The sequence below is a fragment of the uncultured Psychroserpens sp. genome (assembly GCF_947492715.1).
Taxonomy (GTDB): Bacteria; Bacteroidota; Bacteroidia; order Flavobacteriales; family Flavobacteriaceae; genus Psychroserpens.
Genome location: NZ_CANLNS010000005.1, coordinates 43,915 through 69,989, shown reverse-complemented (window position 1 = coordinate 69,989; position 26,075 = coordinate 43,915). Strand labels below are relative to the sequence as shown.

General features: G+C 34.5%; 30 protein-coding genes. 16 read left to right on the top strand and 14 right to left on the bottom strand.

Annotation, left to right across the window (positions count from 1 at the left end; translation table 11 throughout):
• Positions 1 to 3 precede the first annotated feature (3 nt).
• Complete coding sequence (locus Q0787_RS12835; RefSeq protein WP_298903183.1) at positions 4 to 1,245, bottom strand: hypothetical protein; 1,242 nt, start codon at positions 1,243 to 1,245, stop codon at positions 4 to 6.
• Positions 1,246 to 1,396: 151 nt separating this feature from the next.
• Here Q0787_RS12835 and Q0787_RS12830 point away from each other — a divergent pair, with 151 nt between their 5' ends.
• A complete protein-coding gene (locus tag Q0787_RS12830) occupies positions 1,397 to 1,639 on the top strand; it encodes a helix-turn-helix transcriptional regulator (RefSeq protein WP_298903181.1) in 243 nt (80 codons plus the stop codon).
• Positions 1,640 to 1,658: 19 nt separating this feature from the next.
• Here Q0787_RS12830 and Q0787_RS12825 read toward each other — a convergent pair whose 3' ends face one another.
• On the bottom strand, positions 1,659 to 2,069 hold the full coding sequence (locus Q0787_RS12825; RefSeq protein WP_298903179.1) for an Lrp/AsnC family transcriptional regulator: 411 nt from the start codon (positions 2,067 to 2,069) through the stop codon (positions 1,659 to 1,661).
• Between the two features lie 166 nt (positions 2,070 to 2,235).
• Here Q0787_RS12825 and Q0787_RS12820 point away from each other — a divergent pair, with 166 nt between their 5' ends.
• From Q0787_RS12820 to Q0787_RS12770, 11 genes are all read left to right on the top strand, one after another.
• A complete protein-coding gene (locus Q0787_RS12820) occupies positions 2,236 to 2,472 on the top strand; it encodes a hypothetical protein (protein ID WP_298903178.1) in 237 nt (78 codons plus the stop codon).
• Positions 2,465 to 2,980, top strand: a complete 516-nt coding sequence (locus tag Q0787_RS12815) for a GNAT family N-acetyltransferase (RefSeq protein WP_298903177.1) — start codon at positions 2,465 to 2,467, stop codon at positions 2,978 to 2,980. Before Q0787_RS12820 ends, Q0787_RS12815 begins: the two co-directional genes overlap by 8 nt.
• Before the next feature lie 163 nt (positions 2,981 to 3,143).
• Entirely contained in the window at positions 3,144 to 3,641 is a 498-nt protein-coding gene (locus Q0787_RS12810) for a hypothetical protein (RefSeq protein ID WP_298903176.1), read from the top strand.
• Positions 3,642 to 3,684: 43 nt separating this feature from the next.
• Positions 3,685 to 4,128: a hypothetical protein gene (locus Q0787_RS12805; RefSeq protein WP_298903175.1), complete on the top strand. Its 444-nt coding sequence runs from the start codon at positions 3,685 to 3,687 to the stop codon at positions 4,126 to 4,128.
• A 72-nt stretch (positions 4,129 to 4,200) separates the two neighbouring features.
• Positions 4,201 to 5,019 (top strand): AraC family transcriptional regulator, encoded by an 819-nt coding sequence (locus Q0787_RS12800; protein WP_298903174.1) that lies wholly within the window; start codon positions 4,201 to 4,203, stop codon positions 5,017 to 5,019.
• A gap of 59 nt (positions 5,020 to 5,078) precedes the next feature.
• Positions 5,079 to 6,806 carry a serine hydrolase gene (locus Q0787_RS12795; RefSeq protein WP_298903172.1) on the top strand — a complete coding sequence of 576 codons (1,728 nt, stop codon included), beginning with the start codon at positions 5,079 to 5,081 and terminating at the stop codon, positions 6,804 to 6,806.
• Positions 6,807 to 6,941: 135 nt separating this feature from the next.
• Positions 6,942 to 7,397 carry a DUF2750 domain-containing protein gene (locus Q0787_RS12790; RefSeq protein WP_298903170.1) on the top strand — a complete coding sequence of 152 codons (456 nt, stop codon included), beginning with the start codon at positions 6,942 to 6,944 and terminating at the stop codon, positions 7,395 to 7,397.
• A 106-nt stretch (positions 7,398 to 7,503) separates the two neighbouring features.
• Complete coding sequence (locus tag Q0787_RS12785) at positions 7,504 to 7,983, top strand: hypothetical protein (protein ID WP_298903169.1); 480 nt, start codon at positions 7,504 to 7,506, stop codon at positions 7,981 to 7,983.
• A gap of 114 nt (positions 7,984 to 8,097) precedes the next feature.
• Positions 8,098 to 8,427 (top strand): helix-turn-helix transcriptional regulator, encoded by a 330-nt coding sequence (locus Q0787_RS12780; protein ID WP_298903168.1) that lies wholly within the window; start codon positions 8,098 to 8,100, stop codon positions 8,425 to 8,427.
• A 12-nt stretch (positions 8,428 to 8,439) separates the two neighbouring features.
• Positions 8,440 to 8,880 carry an SRPBCC domain-containing protein gene (locus Q0787_RS12775; protein ID WP_298903167.1) on the top strand — a complete coding sequence of 147 codons (441 nt, stop codon included), beginning with the start codon at positions 8,440 to 8,442 and terminating at the stop codon, positions 8,878 to 8,880.
• A 217-nt stretch (positions 8,881 to 9,097) separates the two neighbouring features.
• The gene (locus tag Q0787_RS12770) at positions 9,098 to 9,550 is read left to right on the top strand and encodes a DUF1761 domain-containing protein (RefSeq protein WP_298903165.1); all 453 of its coding nucleotides are present in this window, start codon (positions 9,098 to 9,100) and stop codon (positions 9,548 to 9,550) included.
• Between the two features lie 232 nt (positions 9,551 to 9,782).
• Here Q0787_RS12770 and Q0787_RS12765 read toward each other — a convergent pair whose 3' ends face one another.
• Together Q0787_RS12765 and Q0787_RS12760 are read right to left on the bottom strand one after the other, a co-directional pair.
• The gene (locus tag Q0787_RS12765; RefSeq protein ID WP_298903163.1) at positions 9,783 to 10,766 is read right to left on the bottom strand and encodes an alpha/beta hydrolase; all 984 of its coding nucleotides are present in this window, start codon (positions 10,764 to 10,766) and stop codon (positions 9,783 to 9,785) included.
• Between the two features lie 75 nt (positions 10,767 to 10,841).
• Positions 10,842 to 11,399 (bottom strand): TetR/AcrR family transcriptional regulator, encoded by a 558-nt coding sequence (locus tag Q0787_RS12760; RefSeq protein WP_298903162.1) that lies wholly within the window; start codon positions 11,397 to 11,399, stop codon positions 10,842 to 10,844.
• A 165-nt stretch (positions 11,400 to 11,564) separates the two neighbouring features.
• On the opposite strand from Q0787_RS12760, the gene Q0787_RS12755 reads away from it, so the two are divergent.
• The gene (locus tag Q0787_RS12755) at positions 11,565 to 12,710 is read left to right on the top strand and encodes a phosphatidylserine decarboxylase (RefSeq protein ID WP_298903160.1); all 1,146 of its coding nucleotides are present in this window, start codon (positions 11,565 to 11,567) and stop codon (positions 12,708 to 12,710) included.
• Between the two features lie 82 nt (positions 12,711 to 12,792).
• On the opposite strand, the gene Q0787_RS12750 is transcribed toward Q0787_RS12755, so the two are convergent.
• The 4 genes from Q0787_RS12750 to Q0787_RS12735 all read right to left on the bottom strand — a co-directional run bounded on the left by Q0787_RS12750 (position 12,793) and on the right by Q0787_RS12735 (position 16,370).
• A complete protein-coding gene (locus Q0787_RS12750) occupies positions 12,793 to 13,482 on the bottom strand; it encodes a peptidoglycan DD-metalloendopeptidase family protein (protein ID WP_298903158.1) in 690 nt (229 codons plus the stop codon).
• Positions 13,483 to 13,574: 92 nt separating this feature from the next.
• On the bottom strand, positions 13,575 to 15,176 hold the full coding sequence (locus Q0787_RS12745) for a hypothetical protein (RefSeq protein WP_298903157.1): 1,602 nt from the start codon (positions 15,174 to 15,176) through the stop codon (positions 13,575 to 13,577).
• Between the two features lie 68 nt (positions 15,177 to 15,244).
• Entirely contained in the window at positions 15,245 to 15,829 is a 585-nt protein-coding gene (locus Q0787_RS12740; RefSeq protein ID WP_298903156.1) for a hypothetical protein, read from the bottom strand.
• Positions 15,813 to 16,370 (bottom strand): RNA polymerase sigma factor, encoded by a 558-nt coding sequence (locus Q0787_RS12735; RefSeq protein ID WP_298903155.1) that lies wholly within the window; start codon positions 16,368 to 16,370, stop codon positions 15,813 to 15,815. The genes Q0787_RS12740 and Q0787_RS12735 overlap by 17 nt, the downstream gene beginning before the upstream one ends.
• A gap of 175 nt (positions 16,371 to 16,545) precedes the next feature.
• Between Q0787_RS12735 and Q0787_RS12730 the strand changes: the two genes are divergently transcribed.
• Entirely contained in the window at positions 16,546 to 17,118 is a 573-nt protein-coding gene (locus tag Q0787_RS12730; RefSeq protein ID WP_298903153.1) for a DUF2911 domain-containing protein, read from the top strand.
• 4 nt (positions 17,119 to 17,122) lie between these two features.
• Complete coding sequence (gene meaB / locus Q0787_RS12725; RefSeq protein ID WP_298903152.1) at positions 17,123 to 18,205, top strand: methylmalonyl Co-A mutase-associated GTPase MeaB; 1,083 nt, start codon at positions 17,123 to 17,125, stop codon at positions 18,203 to 18,205.
• A 76-nt stretch (positions 18,206 to 18,281) separates the two neighbouring features.
• Here the strand turns inward: meaB and Q0787_RS12720 are convergent, their stop codons facing one another.
• Positions 18,282 to 20,477: a S8 family serine peptidase gene (locus Q0787_RS12720; RefSeq protein WP_298903151.1), complete on the bottom strand. Its 2,196-nt coding sequence runs from the start codon at positions 20,475 to 20,477 to the stop codon at positions 18,282 to 18,284.
• Positions 20,478 to 20,653: 176 nt separating this feature from the next.
• Positions 20,654 to 21,595, bottom strand: coding sequence for an NAD(P)-dependent oxidoreductase (locus Q0787_RS12715; protein WP_298903150.1), 942 nt, complete (start codon positions 21,593 to 21,595; stop codon positions 20,654 to 20,656).
• A 99-nt stretch (positions 21,596 to 21,694) separates the two neighbouring features.
• Here Q0787_RS12715 and Q0787_RS12710 point away from each other — a divergent pair, with 99 nt between their 5' ends.
• A complete protein-coding gene (locus Q0787_RS12710) occupies positions 21,695 to 22,411 on the top strand; it encodes a glycosyltransferase (RefSeq protein ID WP_298903148.1) in 717 nt (238 codons plus the stop codon).
• Here Q0787_RS12710 and Q0787_RS12705 read toward each other — a convergent pair.
• The 4 genes from Q0787_RS12705 to Q0787_RS12690 all read right to left on the bottom strand — a co-directional run bounded on the left by Q0787_RS12705 (position 22,408) and on the right by Q0787_RS12690 (position 26,029).
• Positions 22,408 to 22,983 (bottom strand): phosphatase PAP2 family protein, encoded by a 576-nt coding sequence (locus Q0787_RS12705; protein ID WP_298903147.1) that lies wholly within the window; start codon positions 22,981 to 22,983, stop codon positions 22,408 to 22,410. The two genes, Q0787_RS12710 and Q0787_RS12705, sit on opposite strands and share 4 nt — an antisense overlap.
• Positions 22,983 to 23,210 (bottom strand): hypothetical protein, encoded by a 228-nt coding sequence (locus tag Q0787_RS12700; protein ID WP_298903145.1) that lies wholly within the window; start codon positions 23,208 to 23,210, stop codon positions 22,983 to 22,985. Before Q0787_RS12700 ends, Q0787_RS12705 begins: the two co-directional genes overlap by 1 nt.
• 8 nt (positions 23,211 to 23,218) lie before the next feature.
• Positions 23,219 to 24,601 carry an MATE family efflux transporter gene (locus tag Q0787_RS12695; RefSeq protein WP_298903144.1) on the bottom strand — a complete coding sequence of 461 codons (1,383 nt, stop codon included), beginning with the start codon at positions 24,599 to 24,601 and terminating at the stop codon, positions 23,219 to 23,221.
• A 324-nt stretch (positions 24,602 to 24,925) separates the two neighbouring features.
• Positions 24,926 to 26,029, bottom strand: a complete 1,104-nt coding sequence (locus Q0787_RS12690; protein WP_298903142.1) for an ATP-grasp domain-containing protein — start codon at positions 26,027 to 26,029, stop codon at positions 24,926 to 24,928.
• Between the last annotated feature and the right edge of the window lie 46 nt (positions 26,030 to 26,075).

Sequence of the window (26,075 nt, the reverse complement as noted above, 5' to 3'; positions counted from 1 at the left end):
GTGTTAAGGGCAATATACAGCTGGTGTTGTAGGTACCCCTTCGCAGCTATATGATACGACTGAAACTCCATTTTCTATACCAGCAATCAAATTTAAGTTAACTGTAAGAAATTCCAAAATTAATGTTCTAATTGCGGCAGGCGTTGGGTTAAATATGCCTTGTGTATTATTTAAATAGGTTAAAACTTCATTCATAGTAAGTGCCCAAGCCGTATTAAATTTCACTGATGCCTGAGATAAAGGTAGATTATAATTTGGTATGGTGACACACAATGGCGTGAAAAAAGTAACCGAGAGCATATCTCCTGTACTACTTTTAGCAAATATACCTAGTCCCGAAATATTCGCAACCGAAGCATTTCCAATAGTAATAAAATTATATGTTCCACAAAGCTGATTCTTACTTTGTTCATCTTCAACCCAATCATTTACATCAATACACTCACCATTAGTTCCTGTAACACCAATGCTACCATCATTTGCATCACAAGGCTCGTTGGTATTCGGATTGGTAATCACATCACCTTTACCGCCACCTCCAGAATCGCCATCATCTATGGTTTCGTCTTCCCCGCCAGTATCATCACAAATAGAACTACACGATTGGTAGGTAGATGGTCCTCCTATGGTTCCGTAGGAATTACAATTAGTCCAATCACTAATATTACTTTCGTCGTGAAAATCCCACTCACAAGTAACATAAATGGTTTCACAAACTCTCTCACAACCACTATTGACTAAGTTGTCATCTAAAAAACCTTGATCTAAGGTCGTTATTGTAACTTGTTCTGAGCTTTGAAGGAGTCCGTTAGTACTCAATTCTAAAAACGCTTCTGCATTAACATGATATTGCACTAAATATTCGTCATAATCATCTGCATCAAGATTATAATGCAATACCAGATTTTCAACATAAGCCTGTGGCTGTTCTCTTAAAATTTTAAAGGTATAAGTATGTGTACTATCATATTGGGTATATAAGACATCTTCGGTAATAATGCTTAGCATTTCATCGTCGCCATCTCTAGCTAATGCGCTCTTGTTGTTGAACTTTTCGTGTAGTTTATTAAGTCGTTCTACAATTCTATTGTAGTGTGGTATGCTTTCGAAATTAACCTTTTCAGAAACTACTGGAAGCGTTATTTGTTGTAATTGTGTTTCATCGTGCTGTATTTCTTTTTCGCTACATCCTATACTAGTAAGTAACAAAAGAGCAATACAAATTTTAGAGCAAAGTGTTTTCATAAAGTATTTTTTTTTAGGTAGTCAGAAGTAAAGACCTTGATTATCAATGATTATGGCCAAATATATAAATTATTTTGACAACACGACAAATTTGTCGTGTTTATATTATCAATTAACCTCTATTTTTCATTTATCATTCACTCCGCTTGTAATGAAAAAGTTAGAATTAGAGGACATTATCACCAGAATTGGAAAACGTATTAAGGCGTTACGCGCTGAACAAAACATCACTCAAGAAGAGCTTGCAGTAAAGTCTGATATTGATGTACGCTCTATCCAACGCCTCGAAAATGGACATACATCTGCTACGCTAAAAACCTTATTAAAGGTTAGTCATGGTCTTGACACATCTCTAGTGTTCTTACTTGATGTCTTAAATGAAAAGAAGGATTGAATCCTCCCAAAAACACAAATCACGCCTCTAAAATAATACTCGTTTTAGACGCACCATACGCTGAGATTTTTTCAAGAAAGGAAATAAGGTGCCTATTGTTTCTAAAATAGCCCAAAACGCATAAGCAATCATCACCAGTAATTCTATGACAACTTTGCACTTCTTCCATGGCTTGTATTTGTTTTTGAGCATCTAATGATCCTCTTTGTTCTCGATGTACAACTAATGTTATATAGGCTTTGGTCTCTATGCCTAATTTTTCATGATTAACTTTTAAAGCATAGCCTTCTATGATACCATCTTCTTCCATTTGTCTCACGCGTTTGCCTATAGCAGGCGCAGACAAACCAACGTCTTTTCCAATATTAGCAAAGCTCTCTCTAGCATTAATTGTTAGCATTTCAAGTATCTTTTTATCCAGTGCATCCATTTGTAATCAAAATTTTATTAGTATTTATTCGATATAATCGAAATCAAATATACAATTATTAATTCGATTATAAACTAAAAACAAAATACTGCTTTCTATATTTGTTACACTGATTTTAAGAAGCATAGTTACCAACCTTACATAGTCTAACAGAAAACGATAAAACATGAGTCCATTTTTAATTGATTGTATTGGTTACGCAGGTTTAGTGATCAACTTATATTCAATGTCTACCAAAGGCGAATATAAACTCAGGCTAATCTCACTAATCGCTAATATCATTTACATTTTATATGGCGCACTAATTGCTGCAACGCCCATAATTGTAGGATGTACCATTGCAGTATTGCTTCATGGATATCACTTAAGAAGACTACGACTAAATAAGAATAGCAATGATTAATATAAAAATAGCTACAGAAGCAGATACAGCCATTTTAGCACTTTTAGGTCGACTAACTTGGGCTGAATCTCATGGTCATTATATCGAAGATAAAAATGATGTTTCCACATACCTCAATGAGAATTTTTCAGTGTCTAAGACCAAACAGCATATAAACAACCCCAACCAACACTTTTATATTATCTATGTAGATGATTTGCCTGTTGGCTATGCCAAATTAGTACTAAAAGCGTCAAACAAATACATGACATCAGAAAACAGTTGTCAATTGGAACGCATTTTCATCCTAAATGATTTTATCCCATTAAAAATTGGACAACAACTTCTCACTTTTGCTGAAAATCAAGCCAAAACACTACAACTAGAAACGATGTGGCTCACAGTGTACATAAAAAACAAGAGAGCCATTAGATTCTATGAAAAAAATGAATTTAAAAATGTTGGAGATTTAAATTTTTTCGTCAATGGAAAAGCATATGAAAATATAGTGTTCTCAAAAAAAGTATAGGACTATAAAAACTACGGCCAACGCCATATATCGCTCATTGCTAGTACTCGCATAATTACCAAAATCCTCGCAGACTTCCTCAAGCTCATTTTCTTTTGCTACCTTAGGCACTAACCATACAACAAATAAATTGTGGTGCGCATAAACAAATAGTCGAACAATTATGAAAAAAAAAGAAGTGTATTGGTTCATTGGAACAATCGGATTAATTCTAGTTTTGAATCTAGTCGTTTATGGTAATAACGGATTTAAATCTGAAGCTGTAATCGATATCAATATTCACGACACCTATTATGTCATTTCCAATTTACATTTTACAGTACTAACTGCTGTCTTTATATGCTTCCTCGTTTACAGTATTCGATCTTTAAGAGAACATTTCAAAAGTTTAACGGCTAACCTCATTTTAATACTCTCTACGATACTTTTAATTGTCGTTTTAAACGGAATTGACTCCATGCTAGATTCCTTTATTCAACAAGCTTCTGGATGGACCATATATCCTCCGCTAAGCGCCACAAACCTTGAACAGAGCCCAGGAAACACGGCAGGAAAGCATGATTCATTATTGACTATTATTTTTATAAGTAAAATTGTATTGTTGGTTTTTCTTCCCTATTTCGGATTTAAAACCGGACAACATTTTAAAACCGAGGCGTAAAAGCCATAACCTTAACAACCGACCAAACCATTTCAGAAAACCCATGGGATTATTTGACTTTTCAAAACCTAAACCAAAAGAGCAACTCGACTATATTGATGGTATTGGTGAATTAAAATATAGTCAGAACTATGGCGAATATGCATATCGCGGAAATGTCTATTCTAAAAGTTTAGGCTATCCCATTAAAATTGATCTACCAACAACCAATGGAAATGTTACTGATTACCAGAAATCCTATTTTAAGCGACTCGAAGAAAATTTTAATAGGATATTAGAAGAGGCTTCAAACACACCGAACTCTAAAATAGATATAGCCAATTGTATAATTATTGGCCTATTAATTCCCGATAAAGACAACAATAGCCATGATATAGATACCGAAATCGTAGCTTCAAAGAAAAGAAACTATTTCCGTTTTTATGGAAGGCCTATTTATTCGATAATCATGAAAGAGCTAACTATTGTTGAAATAGTCCATATATAGACTGATTTATAACAAAAGTTGTACGTCCCAAAGTTCATTTTCTTTTGCTACCTTAGTACAAGCCCAATAAAAATGAAAATATTAACTAAAGGTGAGTATTACGGAAATCAAAATTCGGAGGTATCTTTTAACGGTATCTTATTATCTCAATATAACTATACAATAGATAAAACAGATTGGCATTACCATGAAAACCCATACTTCATGTTCGTTTTGCATGGCAATATGATTGACTGTAATGCGAAAGTAAAAACACGATGCCCTTCGGGAAGTTTAATGTTTAATAATTGGCAAGAGGTACATTATGGTATTAAACACTCACATGCGGCTAGCGGTTTTCATTTAGAATTTCAAAAAGATTGGTTCAAAACAAATGGCATAGACTTAAATCTGTTTGAAGGTAGTTTGCTAGTTCAAAATCCGCATATACATTTTCTTTTTGCAAAGCTATACTATGAATTTATGCGTTCTGATGAATTCAGCAATGTATCGGTTGAACTGTTAGTATTACAAATTTGCGATGCCTTAAGTGATTCTAAAGAAAGTGACGGTAAAACGGTTCCGAACTGGATTTTTGAATTAAAAGAACTATTGCATTATGACACATCTCAATTAAGCCTTCAATACCTCTCAGAGCAATTAAACGTTCATCCTGTACATATTTCTCGATCTGCATCAAAATACCTTAATACTAGTCTTGGAGAATACATAAGACAAGAGAAAATAAAAAAAGCCATTCCACTTATATTTGATTCGAATAACTCATTGACTCAAATTGCTTACCAAGCAGGTTTTTCAGATCAAAGTCATTTTAATCGTGTGTTTAAATCCTATTTCAACATGAATCCAAGTGCTTATAGAAAGCATTTCAATAAAAACAAGTCATGTTAATCTGATACAAGTTTTAGTGTTTTTAATCAACTACTTTTGGCTTTAATAAACATTAAATTATGACTAAACACCTATTAGCTGTTCCATTTCTATTAGCATTTACTTTTCTAAGTTGTGCACAAAATGATTTAAAAAATTATGAAGGAAATTGGGAAGGCACGCTAGAAAACATCCATACGTTCAATTTCGATATAACCATAGAACATCTAGATTCTAATACCTACAATCTTACCATTACCAATGGTGTAGGAACTATCAATAAAAAATTGATATCAACGCATAATGATCGTATTCAACTTAGTCTCGATGAGCATACACATTTTAACCTTTCTTATAACAACGATACCACAGAAATAGCTGGATTCATAACCTCTGGAATTTTAATGTATCATGTCAATTTAAGAAAAACTCAAAATAATGAATTTACAGGTACTTGGAATCCGTTTATGGTTGATAGCCTGCAATCCCAATCTGTTTTTATAAGTTTTGAAAATTATGACGACGGTAGTTTTGCTACGTATCCCGTTTTTGGAGATCAGCGATTTACGGGAACTTGGGCCAGCCAGTTTGTTAGGAACAATAACATTATATCTTTTCGTGATTATAAAACAGGATTGAAATTTAAGGCCACATTGCTTACCGATAAAATCCAATTAGAAATTATGCTATCTGAAAAAACGATGGCCATTACTAATTTGATACGCTCTGATGTGGATTTAAACAAGATTAGTTCTAATGGCCCCCTAAATCAAAGCACTAAAAAACCAATACAAACCAATGATGGTTGGGTCACAGCTAGCATTCAAGAGTTAGATATCAAAGCATCACCTTTAATTAGAATGATTGACAGTATCAATAAAAAGTCTTTGGTCAATACACATAGTGTTCTTATTGCAAGGCAGGACAAATTAGTGTTTGAAGCCTACTTTGATGGCTACAATTCTGCTATTCCTCACGATCAGCGTTCGGCCTCAAAGAGCATTGCTTCGTCTATGATAGGCATTGCTGTTAACGACCATATTATAAAAAATACCGAGCAACTTATAAATGAGCTCTTACCTCAAGACTATCAGAACACTAAAGATCCCTTAAGATCTAAAATTAGAATTAAAGACCTATTAACGATGAGCTCTGGAATAGATGCCATCGATTTTGGTATAGATAGAAATTCGACCGCTTCTGAAGGCAGCTATCAAAATTCAAATGATTGGTTAAAAACAGTAATGGATGCTTCCATGATCAATACACCAGGAACTCACGCCTTTTATGGTTCTGCAAACCCGTTTTTACTTGGCGTATGCTTGAATGAACAATTAGATTATCCTCTGGAATCATATATGGATCAAAAACTTTTGGCTCCTTTAGGTATTTCAAATTATATCATCCAAACCGAAAACACCTCAACAACACCTTATTTTGGAGGTGGGATGTACTTAACACCTCGAGATATGTTGAAATTTGGACAACTCTATCTTAATAAAGGGCACTGGAATGGACAAAAGATTATTTCAGAAGATTGGGTCAATAACTCTTTTCAAAAATATCTACGTTTAGAGAATACAAGTGATAACAACGAATATGGCTACTTGTGGTGGCATAAAACCTATGTCGTAGCTAATCAAGAGATTGAATCTATTGAAGCTAGAGGAGCTGGAGGACAGTATATATTTGTGATTCCCGAGCTAGATTCGGTAGTTGTCATAACCTCGGGAAATTTTGGAAATGGGAAATTTCAGCAACCTGAAAAAATACTAGAGCAATACATTCTTCCAGCTATCCTGGAATAAACGATAAACTTATTCAATTACTTACTGCATATATCGTTGTAAATCCTTTCAGATTTCCCTCAATTTCATTTCCTTTTACTAACTTAGTTCTAGCCTAAAAGCATACTCAAACACTTTATCTACTAGCAAAAAACTATGTTCCAAGATTCTATAACACTTAAAAATCGACATCTAAAATTCATAAAAACAGTTTCTGAAAACGAAATAGTTTACGGATTGAAAAGTAAAAACGGATTCGCTACATCGAGTTCGACTCAATATGAGGATGACAATGGAAATCCGATTGAACTCATATGTTTTTGGGCAGAAAAAGTTCGTGCTAAATCTTGCGCAAAAGACGAATGGAAAAATTATAAAGTAACTGAAATCGCATTATCTGAATTTATGGAAAATTGGTGCGTTGGAATGGCAAATGACGGACTGCTAATAGGAACAGAATTTGACCAAAATCTGTTCGGATTTGAAGCTGAACCATTGGATGTAATTCTTGAATTAATAACTGAATTAAGATCAATAGGAAAAGATTTGAATTTTAGAAAGTTTAATGGAATCAACGACTTAGAAAACCAAATAAAAGAAGTAACTGAATAAAACACCAGCAGTTAATGATGCATGTACACATTCGATTACCATAAAAACACGCAACTCATTTTCTTTTACTAACTTAGTTCTAATTACAAACGACGTTTTAAGAACGATGACACCGTTATACACATACTTAGATTGGATCAACACTTCAGCGCAGGTCATTATGGCGGCTACAGCTGTGATTACAGCAGTTATTGCCTATCGCACATTTCTTAAAACACCAGACCAAGAGGAAGTCAGTGTTGGTACCACATCTGATGATACCGAAAACGCAAAAATCACAGAACTTACGGTGTTCATGACGTCAAAACAAGAAACGACGCTTAAAATTGAAGCTAACGGACTTGTTTGCAGCTTAAAAGATACAAGACCCAATAAAGGCGGTATACAATGGGTCATTAGCAAAGCTCAAGCTGCACGTATCTTAGAGTCTAAAAATTATTCTGTAAACCCAGGTTATAAAGCCAGTACAGGAACTTTTAATATAGGTATACGACGAAATTGGCTGTATTCTAAAAAGCTCTTTTCAGAACCAGACATCCTACTTCGGTTTCTAACAGAATTACTTCAAAATACGGTTAACCCTTAAGAATCACTCCCACGTCATCTTCTCTCATTATAAAAAAATAATTTTCAAAAAATTTGCGCAAGTAAAAACTTGCATTTATATTTGCAAGTAAACACTTGCACATTTAAAACGATTATGAAAAGAGATATATTTAATGCTATTGCAGATCCGACTAGACGTGGTATACTCATGTCTTTAACCAACCAATCACAAAACGTCAATGCCTTGGCAGATAAGTTTGATATGACCAGACAGGCCGTATCGCTACATATCAAGTATTTACAGGAATGTGGCGTGATTACGATAAAAAAAGAAGGTCGCGAACGCTATTGTAATCTCCAAGCCGAAAAACTCACAGAAATTACCGATTGGCTACAACATTTTAGAAGTATGTGGGTTGGAAAACTCAATCAGCTTGGTCAGTTATTGGATGAATTAGAATCTAAACCTAAAAACGAATTATAAATCATAACGAACATGGAACATTCACCACTCATTTTAGAACAAGAATTTAAAGCGCCTTTAGAACGCGTTTGGCGTGCCATATCTGAAGTAGAACTAATGAAAAAATGGTATTTCGATATCCCAGAATTTAAAGCCGAAGTGGGTTGTAAATTCCAATTTGAAGGTGGTGAAGAAAACAAACGTTATATGCACCTGTGTGAAGTTTTAGAGGTAGTTCCCTTAAAAAAACTCAAATACTCATGGCGTTATGAAGGGTATCCAGGCATATCTTTTGTAACCTTCGAATTGTCTGAACATGGCGAAAACACCAAAGTAAAACTCACTCATGAAGGGATAGAGTCCTTTACAAACCCAGACTTTAAGCAAGAGAAATTTGAAGGTGGATGGAAATACCTTATTCACGAATCTTTAAAGGCCTATTTAGAAGAGGGCAAGGCGCTAAGGTATTGGTAGGTTTAGTAACAATGTCAATCGCATTTCTGTGATGAGCACCATGTCCTTTGTAAGAAAAACAGATCCATTTTGAATGGTCTTTAAGAAGTTCCCGTATTTGGAAAAAAAGTCATAAAATAAATAAGGATTGACTCTTCAATTGTAGGAATTCCTATTATATATTTCATATATTTAGTGTATAAATTCTTCAAAAAAGAGGATTAAAACGATTTGTATTATGGATGACATTAACTGGTTTTCAATGGCATTGGCTAGCATTACGCCATTATGTATTGGTTTTCTTTATTATCATAAAAATCTGTTTGGCAAAGTTTGGACGAGTACCATAGACATTTCAGATAAAACAGTAAAAAAACCCAATAGGATTGTAACCGTTATCGTAGCTATTGTGCTCTCTTTTATACTATCATTTTTCTTGCTGAATTTCAATAATTCTGGTTTCAATCAGGAAGGTGATTTTGACACCTTTGCTCATGGCGCTTGGCATGGAACGTTCATTGCCATTACAACTGTAACTCCTGTGATTGTCGTCAATGGATTATTCGGACAAAGACACTGGAAACATATGGGCATCAACATACTATACTGGATTATTACACTTGCTTTAATGGGCGGAATCTTAGACGCTATGAATCATTGGAACAATGTTCCATTGCCTGAAGGCTTTTAATTTAACACAATACTTGCTAAGACCTTTCCCGAACGAGGCATCGGAAAAGTGCTTATGCTCTAAGGCAATTCGTTTGAGCGTATATTAAATAATTTTGGGCTCTATCCTTACTTCCTTTAGACCTGCCCTACACTTACTTGTTAGATGGTATAATATATAGCACCTCTTCACTATAAAACAAAACATCCCGAGGCGATTGCTCAGGATGTTGTATTCTATTGATGTTGAGTTATTACTTTTTTACATGTTTCTTCAAAAACTTAGATATATAATTAGCAATATCTTCCCCTTTCTCTTCAAGAGCAAAATGTCCTGTATCCAATAGGTGAAATTCTACATTCTTTAAATCTCTTTTATACGGATAAGCGCCATCGGCGGGAAAAATAATATCATTCTTTCCCCAAACAATTAAGGTTGGTGGTTGATACTTTCTAAATAATTTTTGCCACTTTGGATATAAACTTACGTTGGTCCGATAATCATAAAACATCGCCAACTGAATCTCGTTATTCTCTGGTCTACTTAAGTGCTGTAAATCGATATGCCAATTGTCTGGACTTATTTTAGATATGTCCTTTACACCATGTGTATACTGCCATTTCAATCCTTCCAAAGCATGAAACCCCTCTAATGGTTTTCCATTAGCTACTGTATAATCATTCCAATAAGTTCGTAAAGGATTCCAAAACGCTTTTAAACCTTCCTCATAAGCATTTCCATTTTGTACAATAAAAGATTGAACACGTTCAGGATGCTTTTCAAAAATACGATACCCAATGGGCGCTCCATAATCCATTAAGTACAAACTGTAACGTTCAATGTTGAGCTTCACTAATAGTTTTTCAATAACGATTGACATATTTTCAAAAGTATAGTCGAAGTCTTTCATAGCAGGTTGTTCGCTTCTTCCATATCCAGGATAATCAGGTGCAATTAAGTGATACTCTGATGATAAATCCTTTATTAAATTTCTGAACATGTGTGATGATGTAGGATAACCATGTAATAAAATTAAAGTAGGCGCATTTTTTGGTCCAGCCTCACGATAAAAAATGTCTAGACCATCAACATCAATCGTATTATACGTGGTAGGATAATTCTCTTTTGTATCCATTCCTTTTTTTGATTGTCCATTGAGCATAAATGTGCTTAGGATAAAAATCATAACAAAAGTTTTCATTGTTTTCATTGTTTTCATTGTTTTCATTGTTTTCATTGTTTTCATTGTTTAAATAATAATTATAAAAGAATTAATTACCGAACATTCGGTAAAATATTATGATAAATTTTTTTATTCATATCGTTTTCTAATCGCTTTAAGAACATCAGCAAAGGGCTGGGTTGAACCAATCGATTTTGAAAGCACAAGACTGCCCTGTATTTCAATAAACGTTTGATTTGCTTTTTGAGTCGCTTCTTTTCTGCTCATCCCTCTATCCATACCAAAACTTATAAAGCTATTAATCCAAAGATCTATGCCTTGTTTTATTTGATCTCCAAATAAAGAAATTCCTGAATCGAGAGAAAGTGACCTATACATGCACGTTTCTAAACCGCCTTTATACATATCATTAATACCAGAAATAACTTTTCCAAGTCGTTCAGTATGTGGTCTGCTTTCATCGGTAAGTACTTTATAAATATGTGTATTCACTATCCCTTCTAGGTGTGCCAATACAGCCGACGCCATATCTTTCTTCCCTCCTGAAAACCTATGATAAAGACTCGCTTTTTTTAATCCCGTAGCCTCGGAAAGCTCTTTAAGACTAGCTCCATCATAGCCCTTGGCTCTCATAACGGCCATTAAACCGTTTAACATTTGTTCATCTTGTACTTTCTGTGGTCTCATGGTACAAATGTAAAACAATTTAGTATTTTACCAAACGTTCGGTTATTATTTAACATAGTGTTAACAGGTTTTAATGTGTTTTTGGTTTCGTAAACAGGTAAATCCACTCATAAAACAATCTTCAGATTTATAGAACTTTGTGTGATAACCTTTAATACACAAATCATGACCAAAGAAGAACTTACCGTAAGCACCATTGATGAATTTATCGAAATGATCCAAAAATGGTATGCCGATAATACTAAGGATTTTGCTACATTATACGATACAGCCGTAGCTAATATAACACCTATCCCAGAAGGTACAGACCCAAGTGTTATACAGCACTGGAAAGATGCCAGCATTGATGACCTTTGCAATTTCTTTAAAGCTTGGTATATATGGAATCCTGATATGTCTACAGGTTTACAATACATCCAAAAATTTAGTTGGTTATATTATGAAAACGAAGCTGGCCTTGCCTTTGTACAGTCTGTTGCAGGCTATCAAATGACCTATTCTTTTGTTGATTTAAACGGACAAAAAATGGACAGCCCAGATTCGCTTCCTTTGGTGAAACATTGGATGGAAGAATTAGGATCAAAAATGGATGATTACATCATTCCAGAAGGCGGCTATAAAAACTTTAATGAATTCTTTTTTAGAGAACTCAAACCAGGCATGCGACCTATTAGCAGTCCGCAAGATGATTCGGTTGTTGTCTCTCCTGCCGACGCCATTGTCAATATGATTGATGACAATCTCTCATTAGATACACCATTACAGGTAAAAACACAAAAACTAAACGTAAAGCAACTCTTAGACAACTCGCAATTTGCCAGTGCATTTGAAGGAGGAACAGCTGTCTCTTGCATCTTAATGCCAACCGTATATCATAGGTATCATGCACCTGTTGCAGGTGAAGTTATAGAATCTAATCCGGATGTTTCTGGTTACTATTTTGGAATCGAAGATTTCCCTAAACTCATTAATGGTGGTAATGTAGGTTATGGTTATGATTACAGTGTTTTTGAAGATTTCAGACGTGGTTACCTCATCATTCAAACCGAAAAATATGGCAAAGTGGCCATGATTCCGGTAGGATTAAACACCATTGCTTCTGTAATTTTTAAAGAGAAATTCAGAGCAATAACTGCAGAAAACCCAGTACCAATAACTAAAGGTGAAGAAGTGGGTTATTTTCAATATGGAGGTTCACTAAATATCTTATTATTTGAAAAAGGCTGCTTCCCTGCGGTTAGGATTCCGCAAGGGCAAATCATTGGAACACTAGACGCTAAAGAAGCGCCTAAAGCACAATTCTCGTTCTAATTTTAATGACTAACTAGTGACTGAGAATGGAACCCAATGGCATTGCTATTGGGTTTTTGTCTTGAACTAATTATATGGATTACTATAGCCCCAACAACAAATTAGGATCCCAACAATTCTCACTATAAAATTCCAAATCCAACATAGCGCATACACCAGGATAATCGCCTTTATAATCTTGAAGGTCATTAATGATTTGAAAATGTAAATGCGGCGGATAATCACCATTAACACTAGCGTCTCCTAAAGTAGCAATTTGTTGGCCTTGTTCAATGCTTTGTCCTACCCTCAAATTTTGAATAGATGCTATGCTTAAATGCCCATACAATGTATAAAACACTATATCATCTACATAATGCTTTAAAAGTATTGTAGGGCCATAATCTCCAAAATTGGTGTTATTCTTAAAGCTATGTACTTCACCATCTAAAGGCGCATAAATTGGTGTCTCGGCAGCTATCCAAAGATCAAGCCCTAAATGAATATTGCGTTCGGCTTCAGGGTTTGTGTCATTAAAATAAGTACTGCGTTTATAAATGTTTCGAGTTTCTAGATAGCCACCATAAGCCACTTTGGCATTATGAGTTTTAATATGATTATTTACATAAGTTCCTAGGGTTTCCGAAGTGGATACATCAACCTGTTCTAAAGTCTTGTTATGAATTGACAAGTCTAATTTTACGTAGTCCGATTTCGATAACGATGGGTCTAAAACGTAAAGAGATTGCTGATTTAAATGTGCTAGAATTTGAGAAAACGCTTTGGAAGACATGCGCATGATTTTTTCTCAAAAATACATAAATGAAGACGATTTCCGACAGTTAATTTTTACTGTTCCCACTGTCCCGGAACCATTTGTTATAATTACTGCTTCAAAACAATATCGCTAAATTTTGCATTTAACACAATCTGCTTTCCGCCACGATTCCCACTTGGATAATTCTCTATGGTTTTTTGAGTCGTCATTTCATTATTTAATCGCGAGCGATTACCTTTAAAATAGACGCTATAATCTGATTTTGGTAATTTGATAGTAGCATCACTATTTTCTAAAACAACATTAAGATTCGTAAATGTATCTGTAATATTTGATATAGACAAATCTCCAAAACTTCCATCAATAATAGCATTTCCAGTTAAGTCATTAATATACATATCAGACGAATTACTATTAAGTCTTAAAATCCCAACGGTATTTAAGTGTGCATCTTCAACATAATTTAAGTTAAGTTCACCATTGCTCCAAGTCGACACTTGTACAGGAGAATAAGACACACTGATGGAAGTCTCGCTTCCATCAATGTGATTTGCTACTAATGTAGCGTGTGATATATCTGCTTTTAGGTTGTAAATTACTGAAGACATTTTTAATTCACCATGTCTTACATTCATATTCAACTTAGCACCTTTAGGCATTTTAATTTTAATCGTTCTTTTTACCTTATGGCTTCTTAACTCCAAACGTCTTTCTAAATTTTCGCGACGTTTTTCATGAGCTTCTCTTCGCTTTTCATGAGCCTCTTCACGTTTTTCTCGAGCTTCTTCGCGCACTTCCATACGCTTTTCTAAACGTTCTTCAAGTTGCTCTCTGCGCTTATCCATTTCCTTTTCTCTCTTCGCCATACGCTTTTCTAATTCTTTACCGCGCTTCTCCATTTCCTTGCCATACTTCTCTCCCCAAACTTCCATTTCTTTAGCCCATTTTTCGTCAAATTTCTTTTCAAATTCTTCTCCCCATTTTTCCATCTTTTTAGCGTAATCCTCTCCAAACTTTTTTCCAAATTTCTCTCCCCATTCTTCCATACGCATTTCAAACTTAGAAAAGTCAACTTTAGCCATTTCTCTTCCCCAAGCCTTCATTTTCTCACGATCTTTTGCAGGATAATCTTTGCTCCATTTTTCTAAATACGCTTCACCATCTTTTTTATAAGCCTCAGAATCAAAACTTATATTACTGATGCCTTCTGGTAACTCTGGTAATTCTGGCATCTCTGGCATTTCAAGGATTTCTACACGAGCAATCTCTGGCATCTCTGGTAAATCTGGCATAACTGGCATTTCTGGTAAATCACCTAAGTTTAAATCTCCCAAAACTTCCAGAACCTCAAGTGCTTTTAAAGACTCTAGCCCAATTTCTAAATCGCCAAGCCCTTCCCATGAACCATGAGACCCATCTGATGAAATTTTTACTCGGTCTCCAGAGCCTTCTACTTTAAGATTCCAATCTTTTAATGCTTCTTGTAATTCTTCTTTAGACAGTTTTTCACCTTCAATATAGGCTTCTACTTCTAAGGTGTTTTTATTCCATGTATCAATTTCTATTTGTACATAGCTAGTGTTTAAATCGATTGTTACGTCCTTAGCAACATCAATTTTCTTTGACACTTTTGATAACTTTTGCTGCGCTGAAACACTTATTGTGAAACAGAAAAGCAGGAGTCCTAGTATTTTAAATTTTGTTTTCATCGTTTTGTTTTTTATTCTGAAATACGACGTCCATGTACATCTGTGATTGGTATTTCAGCGTATTTGATTTATCCGTGATTTACCACTTCTTCTGAAGTATTTAAATCATTTAATTGTTCTTTTAATCGATACAATAAATTAAGACGTAACTTTAAATTATCTATTAAAGCACTTACCGTTAATTCGTTTGGACCGTTTTCGGTAAGCTCTACCGACAAACGTTTATATTCCTGATTTAACTCGGCAAGTCTCACTACATAACCATCAAACAGTTCCTTGTTTTCTGGCGTTTGCTTTACTTTAGATAATTCTAAACTAATGTTAGCCAAATAATAATCTTCAACCTTTTTTAAATCTGGTGAAATATCACCTAAAGATTTAAGTTGTTCATCGGATGAATCGTCATTGTTTTGTACGACTTCATTATTTACCGATTTTGGCTGTTCGACAAACTTATAAGCAGCAAAGGCTAATCCAATTAGAACTACAATACTCGCTGCAATTTGCAGCATACTGAAACGTTTTTTGATCGATGTTTCTACTGGTAATGCTTCATCTAATTTTTTAAGAAAACGTGCTTCGTGACCTTCGCTCATTTTTAATTGCGATTGTTTTTGCTCTTCTTCAAATAAGTTTCTAAGATCTTGTGCCATTTTTAATAGGTGTTAAAAGTTCTTTTAATTTCGATTTTCCCCTAGATAGTTGTGTTCTTGAGGCTATTTCTGAGATGTTTAATATTTCAGAAATCTCCTGATGATCATAGCCTTCCACCAAATACAACATCACAACATAGCGATATTTATCTGGTAACTTTTGGATGGCTCCTTTGATCTCATCTAAAGTCATTGTATCATCTACTAACCATTCGTTTTCATAACTCGAGTCTACTACTTTTAGGTGCACCTCATCCAATTCTTGCAAATGTTGCTTCTTGGATTTCAAACAGTCAATACTCTTGTTAACAACGATACGTTTTAACCAAGCTCCAAAAGTCACTTCAGCTTTATACTGATTCAATTTTGCAAATGCTTTAATAAAGGCTTCTTGTACGATATCTTCAGCTTCCATAGAATCCTTTACAAATCGCATGGCAACAGTATACATGCCATCACAATACTGATTGTATAGTTTTAATTGCGCAGCTCTATTGTTCTGCTTGCATTGCTCAATGATGTCAACTTGAAATGTATTCAAATCTCTTTTGGTTTGGTTGAGTTCACTTTAAAGACGATACAAAAAAGTGAGTGTTGCAAAATTTATAGCTTTTTTTAAAATTAATAAGAAATTTATACAATTTTACGTTAACTAGTTATATAACACTTCAATTTCAATTATCTTTGAAACCGAAAAGTTTCAATCCAGTTTTGCTATGAATACGTTTTTAAAACGCCTCCTTGTTATACTGTCTATTATTGCAGTTGCTCTTTTTTTATACTCTTATTTTGTAGGAGATATTTTTTCAAAGCGTTTGAGCCCAAAGGATACAGTCGAATTTAGACTAAATGACTTAAAACTAGAAGTGTTCTACAATAGACCTTCTAAAAAAGGTCGAGATGTTTTTGGAGCTCTAGTTCCTTATAATCGCGTATGGCGAACAGGGGCTAACGAAGCCACTACCTTTGAAACAAATAAGGATCTAATGATAAAAGGTATTTATTTACCAAAAGGAAAATATACACTTTGGACGGTTCCAAAAGATTCTGCATGGAATGTGATTTTTAATACCAAACAATATCCTTGGGGTGTTGACGAAGAAATGCAACCTATGTGGGATCCTAATTACGATCGCCTCGAAATTGACGTTCCTGTTGAAAAAATAAATACAACTGTTGAGCAATTTACGATTGCATTTGACAATTCAACAGACAACCTCAAACTCACAATGGCTTGGGATAATACAAAAATAGCAGTACCTTTAAGAGTATTAAACGACAAAAAATAAAGCGTTGTCAAAAAAATCTAAATCGTCTGCGTTACATGAAAAAGAAGGTGTTTCTCAATCTGACATCACTAATACATCTTCTATTAAAACCATTCAAAAGAAAAGACGTTCCCAACCCAGTACTAAAGACTTAGTTTCTGAAATATTAAACGGAAATATTACAGCCTTAAGCAGAGCTATTACCTTAATAGAAAGTTCTAATCCTAAACATTTAGAAAAGGCAAATGCCATTATAAAACTATGCTTACCTCATGCAAATAACTCTGTTCGTGTTGGAATTACAGGAGTTCCAGGTGTTGGAAAAAGCACCTTTATTGAAGCCCTAGGTATGCACCTTACCTCTGTTGGAAAAAAAGTAGCAGTTCTTGCCGTAGATCCAAGTAGCAGTTTAAGTAAAGGGAGCATTTTAGGGGACAAAACTCGTATGGAAGATTTGGTAAAGAATGATAATGCTTTTATTAGACCTTCACCTTCTGGAACATCATTGGGAGGTGTAGCCCGTAAAACACGTGAAACTATAATATTATGTGAAGCTGCTGGATTTGATAGTGTCATTATTGAAACGGTTGGAGTTGGTCAAAGTGAAACTGCCGTTCATAGTATGGTAGACTTTTTTTTATTATTGAAAATTGCTGGAGCTGGAGATGAGTTGCAAGGTATTAAACGTGGTATCATAGAAATGGCAGATGCGATTGCGATAAACAAAGCAGATGGAGAAAATTTAAAAGCAGCCAAATTAGCCAAGGTAGAGTTTGCAAGAGCTCTACATTTGTACCCACAAAAATCTTCAGAATGGCAACCCAAAGTGACACTTTGTAGCGCTTTAAAACGTGAAGGGATTGCAGACTTATGGTCCTTAATATCGCGCTATATTGCACATACAAAATCGAATCACTTTTTTGAAAATAATAGAACAGAGCAGAATAAGTTTTGGTTATTGCAAACCATAGAAGAACGGCTTAAATCTGATTTTTTCAACCAGCCAAAAATTAAAGAAGCCCTTCAGTCTCAGTTGCAACTTATCGAAGATGGAAAAACAACACCATTTGTAGCTGCCGATTTTTTATTACAACTAAAAAAAGACTAAGAGTTTATAACAAAGAAAACAGCAAGATTTCTCTCGCCGTTTTCCCGATTAATAGCATTTAAAACTATTCCAGATATTAAAAACTAATCTTTAATACGCTAATTTTATTCTTTTTCTGATTAGCAACATATAATAAGTTCGCATACGGATTATAGGCTAACCCATCTACACGTCTTGGAGCTGTTCCTGGTACAATAAAGGAATCTACAAATGATAGATTACTTAATTTAAGTATAGTTACTTTTCCGTTGTTTGTATTTCCGAAGAATAAAAACCCATCACCATAAGCTATAGAGTGACATGCGCCTCCAGGAGCAGGAAATGAATGTACAACTTGCCCATTAGACTTTCTAATTTTATATATTCTGCTAATCGTAGAATAGTAAAAATATGATCCAACGGCAACAAGACCTTCTCCTCTACCTGCTGGTACATTTATACTTCCAGCAGCGCTACCACTAAATGATGTGAACTTATTTATTTTTCCTGCACCCGTTGTTACATTGGCTCCATAAATAAATGACCCATCCCAAGTTAATGATCCTAAGGTGTCATTAGCAGGAGGATCAACAGCTTTCATAACACTTCCAGTTATTGGGTTTAAATAGTAAATTTTTTCACTACCCGCTTTTTGTGTTACGAACAATAATGCCGATCGCTTTGGAAACCAAGGAATTGGATGTGTTTGGATTCTTCTTGCATAAGTTAATCCTGTGCTTGAACCTCTATTGTTTTGAGGAAAACTAAATGTCTTTATTAGCTTTCTCGTTACATTATACGGTGTTGCTCTTAAGGCTTTGAATGCGTTTATTCTACCTGTACCTAATTTCCCAACAAATCCAGGGTTTTTAGCATCGATATTATCGGTTGTTTTTTCAATAATTTTACGCACCTGATTATCTGTAAGAGTCATATTTTTAGACCAGATAAGCGCTGCTAATCCCGCTACATGAGGCGCAGCCATAGATGTTCCATTTTTAAATGAATAGTTGCTTCCAGGAACTGTTGAATAAATATTTACACCTGGTGCACTAACATCTACTTTCTTCCCATAGTTTGAAAAACTAGCTTTTCTGTCTTTTTGATCTGTTGCTGCTACAGCAATAACTTCTGTATATACTGCAGGATATTGTGGTGTTACATTGATATCATTTCCTGCGTTTCCAGCAGCAAATACAACAACAACATTATTTCTTACGGCTCTTCTAATCGCCATATATACACCAGAGTGGTGTCCACTCATTCTCCAACTACAATTAATAACGTATCTATTCTTGCTATTTGCTCTGGCTTGATCTGTAACATAATTGATAGCATCGGCTCTATTACTGTTCATACCAGATGTAAGATTAACCCTTAGTGGCATTATAGAACATTTTGGAGCTACACCAATAATACCAATTTGATTGTCTACTCCTGCAGCAGTTCCTGCAACATGTGTTCCATGTGTTCCTCCATCAAAAGGGTCTTTAGATGTAGATGAGGCAAAATTCCAATCTTCTGAGCCTTGAGCTAATATATTATTCTTTAAATCTGGGTGATTGTAGTCTACACCTGTATCAATAACTGCTACAATAACATTTCGTCTTCCTCGTTCGTAATTCCATGCCAATGTTGCGTCAATATCTGCATCATTTGTTCCTGTAACCCCGTCAACAGTCTGACCAATATTTCTAAGTCCCCATAGTTTTGAGAAATCGGTGTCATTTGGAACATACAGCTCATCATTGAGTCCTATTTCAGAGGCTTCAGAAAACAAAACATCTTTATGTTTGTTAAAGGCCGAAATGGTTTCAAATAAGCCCTTATCCTTTGGAACACTTAAGGTATAATACCCTTTAGTTCTTTGTTTCTTAATAATCTCGCATTTAAAGCTTTTAATGATACTTTTTGCTTTAGTTTCAGAAACGTCTTCATCAAACTGAACTGTAAATTCATCTGGCATAAAATAGTGCAGATTACCTTCTTCATCAATCATTGAAGGTAGAGAGTTCGCAGCATAATCACTTTCTAACAAACTATCTCTGTCCATTGCATCACTATCAGCATCAGAATCTCCAGCTTCAACGATAGCGAAACCCATTTCCATATTAACTGATTTACTAGACCTTAATAAGTTTTCTGTTTTGTCGTCCAGAACATCAAGGCTATCCATTTCACTTGCATTAAGACTAACGACCATTTGGTCTCTGTTGGCCTTAAAACTTCTTTTTTTCTTAGTCAGTTTATCGTAAAACTCAAACTCTGACTCATTTTTTACTCGTTTTTTCATAATATTTGGATGTTTAAAATTACGTCACAAATATCATATAAGAGCACGAGTTATCATCAATGCAAAATACTGATTTACATACAGTTACTACACTAAAATTTAAAAAGTATTAATCTGAAATTCAAAGGGGTTTTTCCTGTTACGAATAGAAAAACCACTTATTTAGTTCTAATGAATTAGTAAAAATTTTCTTTATACCACTGCACTTGTTGTTGTACAGACTCTAATAAAGTTGTTTGAGGATTATAATTTAAAAGACGTTTAGCCTTGTCTATATTAGCTTTTGTTCTCGATTGGTCACCCGGTCGTTTAGGTTTTATATCGAGCTTTATAGGTTTTCCCAGAACAGACTCTACTGCTTCTATACCTTCTTGGGTTGTATGTTCAATCTCGGTTCCAAGATTAATAACTTCCCCTTCTACTTTAGCCTCGTTGCCTATAACACTTATAACGCCATCGACAATATCATCGACGTAGGTAAAACTTCTTAAGTGCTTATCACTTCCTTCAAATAATGGAAATGCTTCGTTCTGTAATCCTGAGGCTATCAATTTGGCATACATCTTTTCTGGGCGTTCACGAGGTCCAATAACAGAATATAAACGTAATGAACACGCTAGTAGTTTTTGTTCTCTACTTTTTTGAAGTACTAATTGTTCGGCCGCAAGCTTTGTAACACCGTAATGCGAAGCTGGTTTAGGAGCATGATCTTCGCTACATATCGCTTCTAAACCATAAATGGATGAAGTACCAATATTTACAAATAACTTTAAATTAGAGCAGGTTTCGGCAAAATCAATCAATTGTTTTGTTGCCAAAATATTATTACTAAAATAATCTTGAAAGCTCGATGATTGTGAAATCCCTGGTTGTGCAGCAAAATGAAAAATGTAGTCGATATCTTTTGGCAAAACATCTTGTAAATTATCATCACGTAAATCCTTTTTTAAAATAGTAACACCTTTTGCAGTTAGGGCTTTAGCATTTAAATGCTTTAACTCCAAACTATAGTAATCACTAAAATTATCTAGGCCAATGACATCATGTCCAAGACTTTGTAAACGTTCCGCCGCATGCGAACCAATAAAACCAACAGCTCCTGTAACGAGTATTTTCATGTATACGCTTTGAAGTCACAAAATAACAATTTTTAAATCAAACCAAATCAACCATAAGCAGATTAAAAAGAATATTTTTGTAGGACTAACTTTTCACGCATGGAAGATACTCTTACCATATTAGTCCCTGTTTATAATGAAGAAGACAATATTGCCCGTCTAGAAATTGAACTCTTAGAGTTTTTAAAACAGAGCATTGTAGACGCAAAGGTTCTTTTTATAAACGATTGCTCTACAGATACTAGTCAAGAACTGATTGAAAGCATATGTCTAAAACATACGGCATTTAATTATATACTTTTCTCGGAGAACAAAGGTTTAAGTGCTGCTTTAAAAGCAGGATTTGATAACGTAAACAGTTCTCTGGTTGGATATATTGATGCCGATCTTCAAACCTCGCCTAAGGACTTTAATTTGCTTCTAGAGCATGTTAAAAATCATGAATTGGTTACGGGTATTAGAGTAAATAGAAAAGATGGTATCATTAAAAGATGGTCGTCCAAAATAGCTAATAGAATTAGACGATTGTTTACCAATGACGGCATGCTAGACACAGGTTGTCCCCTAAAAATTATTAAAACTTCCTACGCTAAGAATATTCCTATGTTTAAAGGATTACATCGTTTTCTTCCTGCCCTTATTTTACTTCAAAATGGCACTATAAAACAAGTCCCCGTTAATCATTTCCCAAGGACAGCTGGATACTCAAAGTTTGGCTTACGACAACGACTAGTATCTCCTTTAATAGATTGTTTTGCCTATCTATGGATGAAAAGAAGAGCAATACATTACACTATTGAAAAGAAAAACTTTTAAGATGGCTTAGAATTAAATCGTGCTTGAATAAAATGATTTAGTTTATAAAACAAGAATCCTGAAATAGCGCCAAATAGCATTCCGCAAACTATATCTAAAGGATAGTGTACACCAACGTAAATGCGACTATAGGCTACAATAAAACTCCAAAAAACAAGAATAAAAATAAGGTTTTTATAGTAAGGTCTTAATACTAGACCTCCAAATACTGCCGCAGCCATTGAATTAGATGAATGACCTGAAAAGAATCCATATTTCCCGCAACGTTCTGCTATAAAACGAATATATTCCATAACACCTTCAGCTCTACATGGTCGGGCTCTCATAAAACCATCTTTAAAAACATTTGTTATTTGATCTGTAAACGTAATCATAGCTGCTATAATAAATAGCATCGGCAATACGTACTTTAAGCCAAATTTCTTATAAATTAAAAATAATAGTAAGGCATATAAAGGAATAAATGTAAGTTTATTAGTAATCACCAACCATAGCCCATCCCAAGTTTGAGACCCAAGGTTGTTTAGGTATATTAAGAGTTCTCTATCTAATTCTAATAACTCTTCAATCATTACTCGTCGTATCGTGCTACTTCCCTATCATAAAAATCTGTTGCAGCTTGGATTAAATTTTCAGCTTCACTTTCAATTTCTCGTTGGTCTTGTTCATCAAACTCTTCAAACCATTCCACATCATCATCTTCTAGATTGATAATAAATCGAGGAAACTCTGTATGAATCACGTATATGGCATTTGGGTAGTCTGTATTATCGCCTAATATGAATTTTGGTAATTCCATGCTGTACTTTAATCGTTTGTATTTGACAAAATTAAGGTTTTCGTAAGATAATTAAATCTAATAAATAATAATATTGCAGCCGTTGTTAAACCAGCCAGTAAACCTAACCAAATTCCAAAGCTGCCATAGGCTTCTTCTTTCCCTAGAAAATAGCTAATTGGGAAACCTACCATCCAATATGAAATGAACGTAATAATTGTTGGTATTTTCACATCTTGTAATCCTCTTAAAGCTCCTAAAACAACCACTTGAATACTATCGCTTATCTGAAATATTGCTGCCGCAATCATTAATTTGGCTGCAATTGATACCACCTCTGTATTATCCACTAAATTCTTACCATCATCAAAATCAACATATAATTTTGGTAGTTGGTCATGGAATAAAAAGAATATTGCCCCAAAACACACTGCTAATAAGATAGCGAGTAAGAAAATAGAGAAGGCTATTCGTCGTAATTCAAAATACTTATGTAGCCCTTTCTGATTTCCAACTCTAATCATTGAAGCTACACTCAATCCCATTGCAACCATAAAGGTCATAGAAGATAAGTTAAGTGCAATTTGATTAGCCGCTTGCGGGTTTTTACCTAAAAGTCCGCTTAACCAAATTGCAGCGGTAAAAATTGCCACTTCAAAAAACATCTGCATGGCACTTGGCAACCCTAAATTTATTAATTTCCGAAGCATTAATTTATCGAGAACAAAAAACTTAATTTGAGTGACAAAGGCTTTAGATTTTTCTTTTTTAGTTAGTAGCCACCAAAGATAAACCACCATAATAAATCTAGACGCCAAAGTACCGTATGCCGCTCCAACTATTCCTAATTCTGGGAAACCAAATTTTCCAAAAATGAGTAGGTAATTTAGAATAACGTTTACAATGTTAGCTATGATAGTGGCATACATGGGATATCTAGTCATTGACAATCCATCGCTAAATTGCTTAAACGCTTGAAAAATGATTAAAGGAATTAACGAAAACGCCACTAAATTCAAATAAGGAAGTGCCAATTCTACAACCTCAACGGGTTGTTTCATAAAATACAACAATGGTTTGGCAACAAATACTGATAAAAAAAGGGCAATACCGAGAACTGTACACAGAAACAGACCATGCTTAAATGAAGATTTTCCTTCTGAAAAGTTATTGGCAGCATCGGCTTCTGCCACTAATGGCGTTATAGCTGTTGAAAAACCAATTCCAATAGACATTGCAATGAACATAAAACTGTTTCCAAGCGAAACAGCCGCTAATTCAGCGGTTCCCAGTTGCCCAACCATTATGTTGTCAATAAAACTAACAAATGTATGTCCCAACATCCCTAAAATAACAGGTGCAGCTAACTTGAAGTTGTAATTAAATTCTTTTGTGTATTGAGATAAAACCAAGTAAATATGTTTTGAAACGCCAAAGTTAATGTATTTGCTTTGTGTAAACTCTAAGCAACAATGTTTTTAGGTCCACAAAAATTCAATTGTTTGATTTTTAAAAAGTTATAAACTTAAATTGTTAATAAGTTGACTAGAAAATAGCATTGATAATTAGCATAAACACCTATTTTTATTCCTGACAAATATCTTATTGTAGTAGGTTAGGTATTTGGGGTAGAAACTTTTTTAGCTATTATTTTAGAGGGATTTAAAAATTTATTTGTTAAAAAACGTTTCATGCAAAAAGAGGATTCGTCCTCTTTTTGTTATTTAAAGACTTATCTAGAATTGTCTTCCCAACCATTCTCTAAATTTGTACATTGTAGGTAACGGATCTTTTAAAAATGATTTTGTCTCTGTTTGTTCTAGAAGAAATTTTCTCTTAAACAGAAACAAAGGGTTACGCTTTAAATATTTCAGTACACCTTTTAGGCGCATATAGGGCAAATTATTAAAGGCATGAACCATCACAGGTTGCTTTAAGGCACATTGAATTGCGAGATGAGGAAAGTTTACGCCTGCATGTCGAGAGCCGTCTATACTTCCCCAAAAACGTGCGTTAATTTCAATAAGACAATAACTATTGGTCGCCTTATCGAATCTCATATCTAGATGTGCAACTCCAAACCAATTAAGTAATGACATTACCTCCTTAGCAATATTAACCACTTCCTCATTTTGTAAAAAATCAAAGCCCAACTGAGGAGCAAACTCATTATGTCCTGGCAAATTTCCTTTTTGAACAGTATAGGTTAAAACCTCCCCATCTTGACATAACACACTGCAATCTATATCGTATCCCTCAATGTACTCTTGCACAAAAGCTGGTGATTTAATGTGTTCTAATCGTTCTGGAATTTCAGAAATCGTTTGCACTTTCTCGATACCATCGCCTCCTTTCTGGCTCAAGGGCTTTATTAAAATTGGAAAATGGATCTTAGATAATACATCTTGCTTTTCTTTTTCAGAAGCAATTAAAAACGACCTAGGATGCGAAATGTTATGCGCTTTGCAAAATTCGCTTAATTTGTACTTATTAATAGCTGTCTCAAAATCTCTGAGTTTTGGCAAGGGTATTACTTTTGCCGTCCTAGATATCTTACTTCTATTAGATATAAAAAATAGAACTTCTGCCTCAGCAATCGGTAGTATTACGGAAATTGAATTGGTTTCAACCTCCGAATTAATAATATCTAACCACGACGCTTCATTAGATCTCTCATAAAATTTATAATAAGCTGTGTATTTCGAGTATTTTGTAGCCGTTCGTTTTTCATTAGACAACACGAACAATTTATAGTCCTCAATATGAGATAAGCACTGCAATACAGATAGAGCCCATGTACTGTCTCCATCTGGTATTAAAACGTTTAATCTGGAACTCATTAATTAATAAGGGTCATTATTAATAGTATGTCAAAGATACTATTTT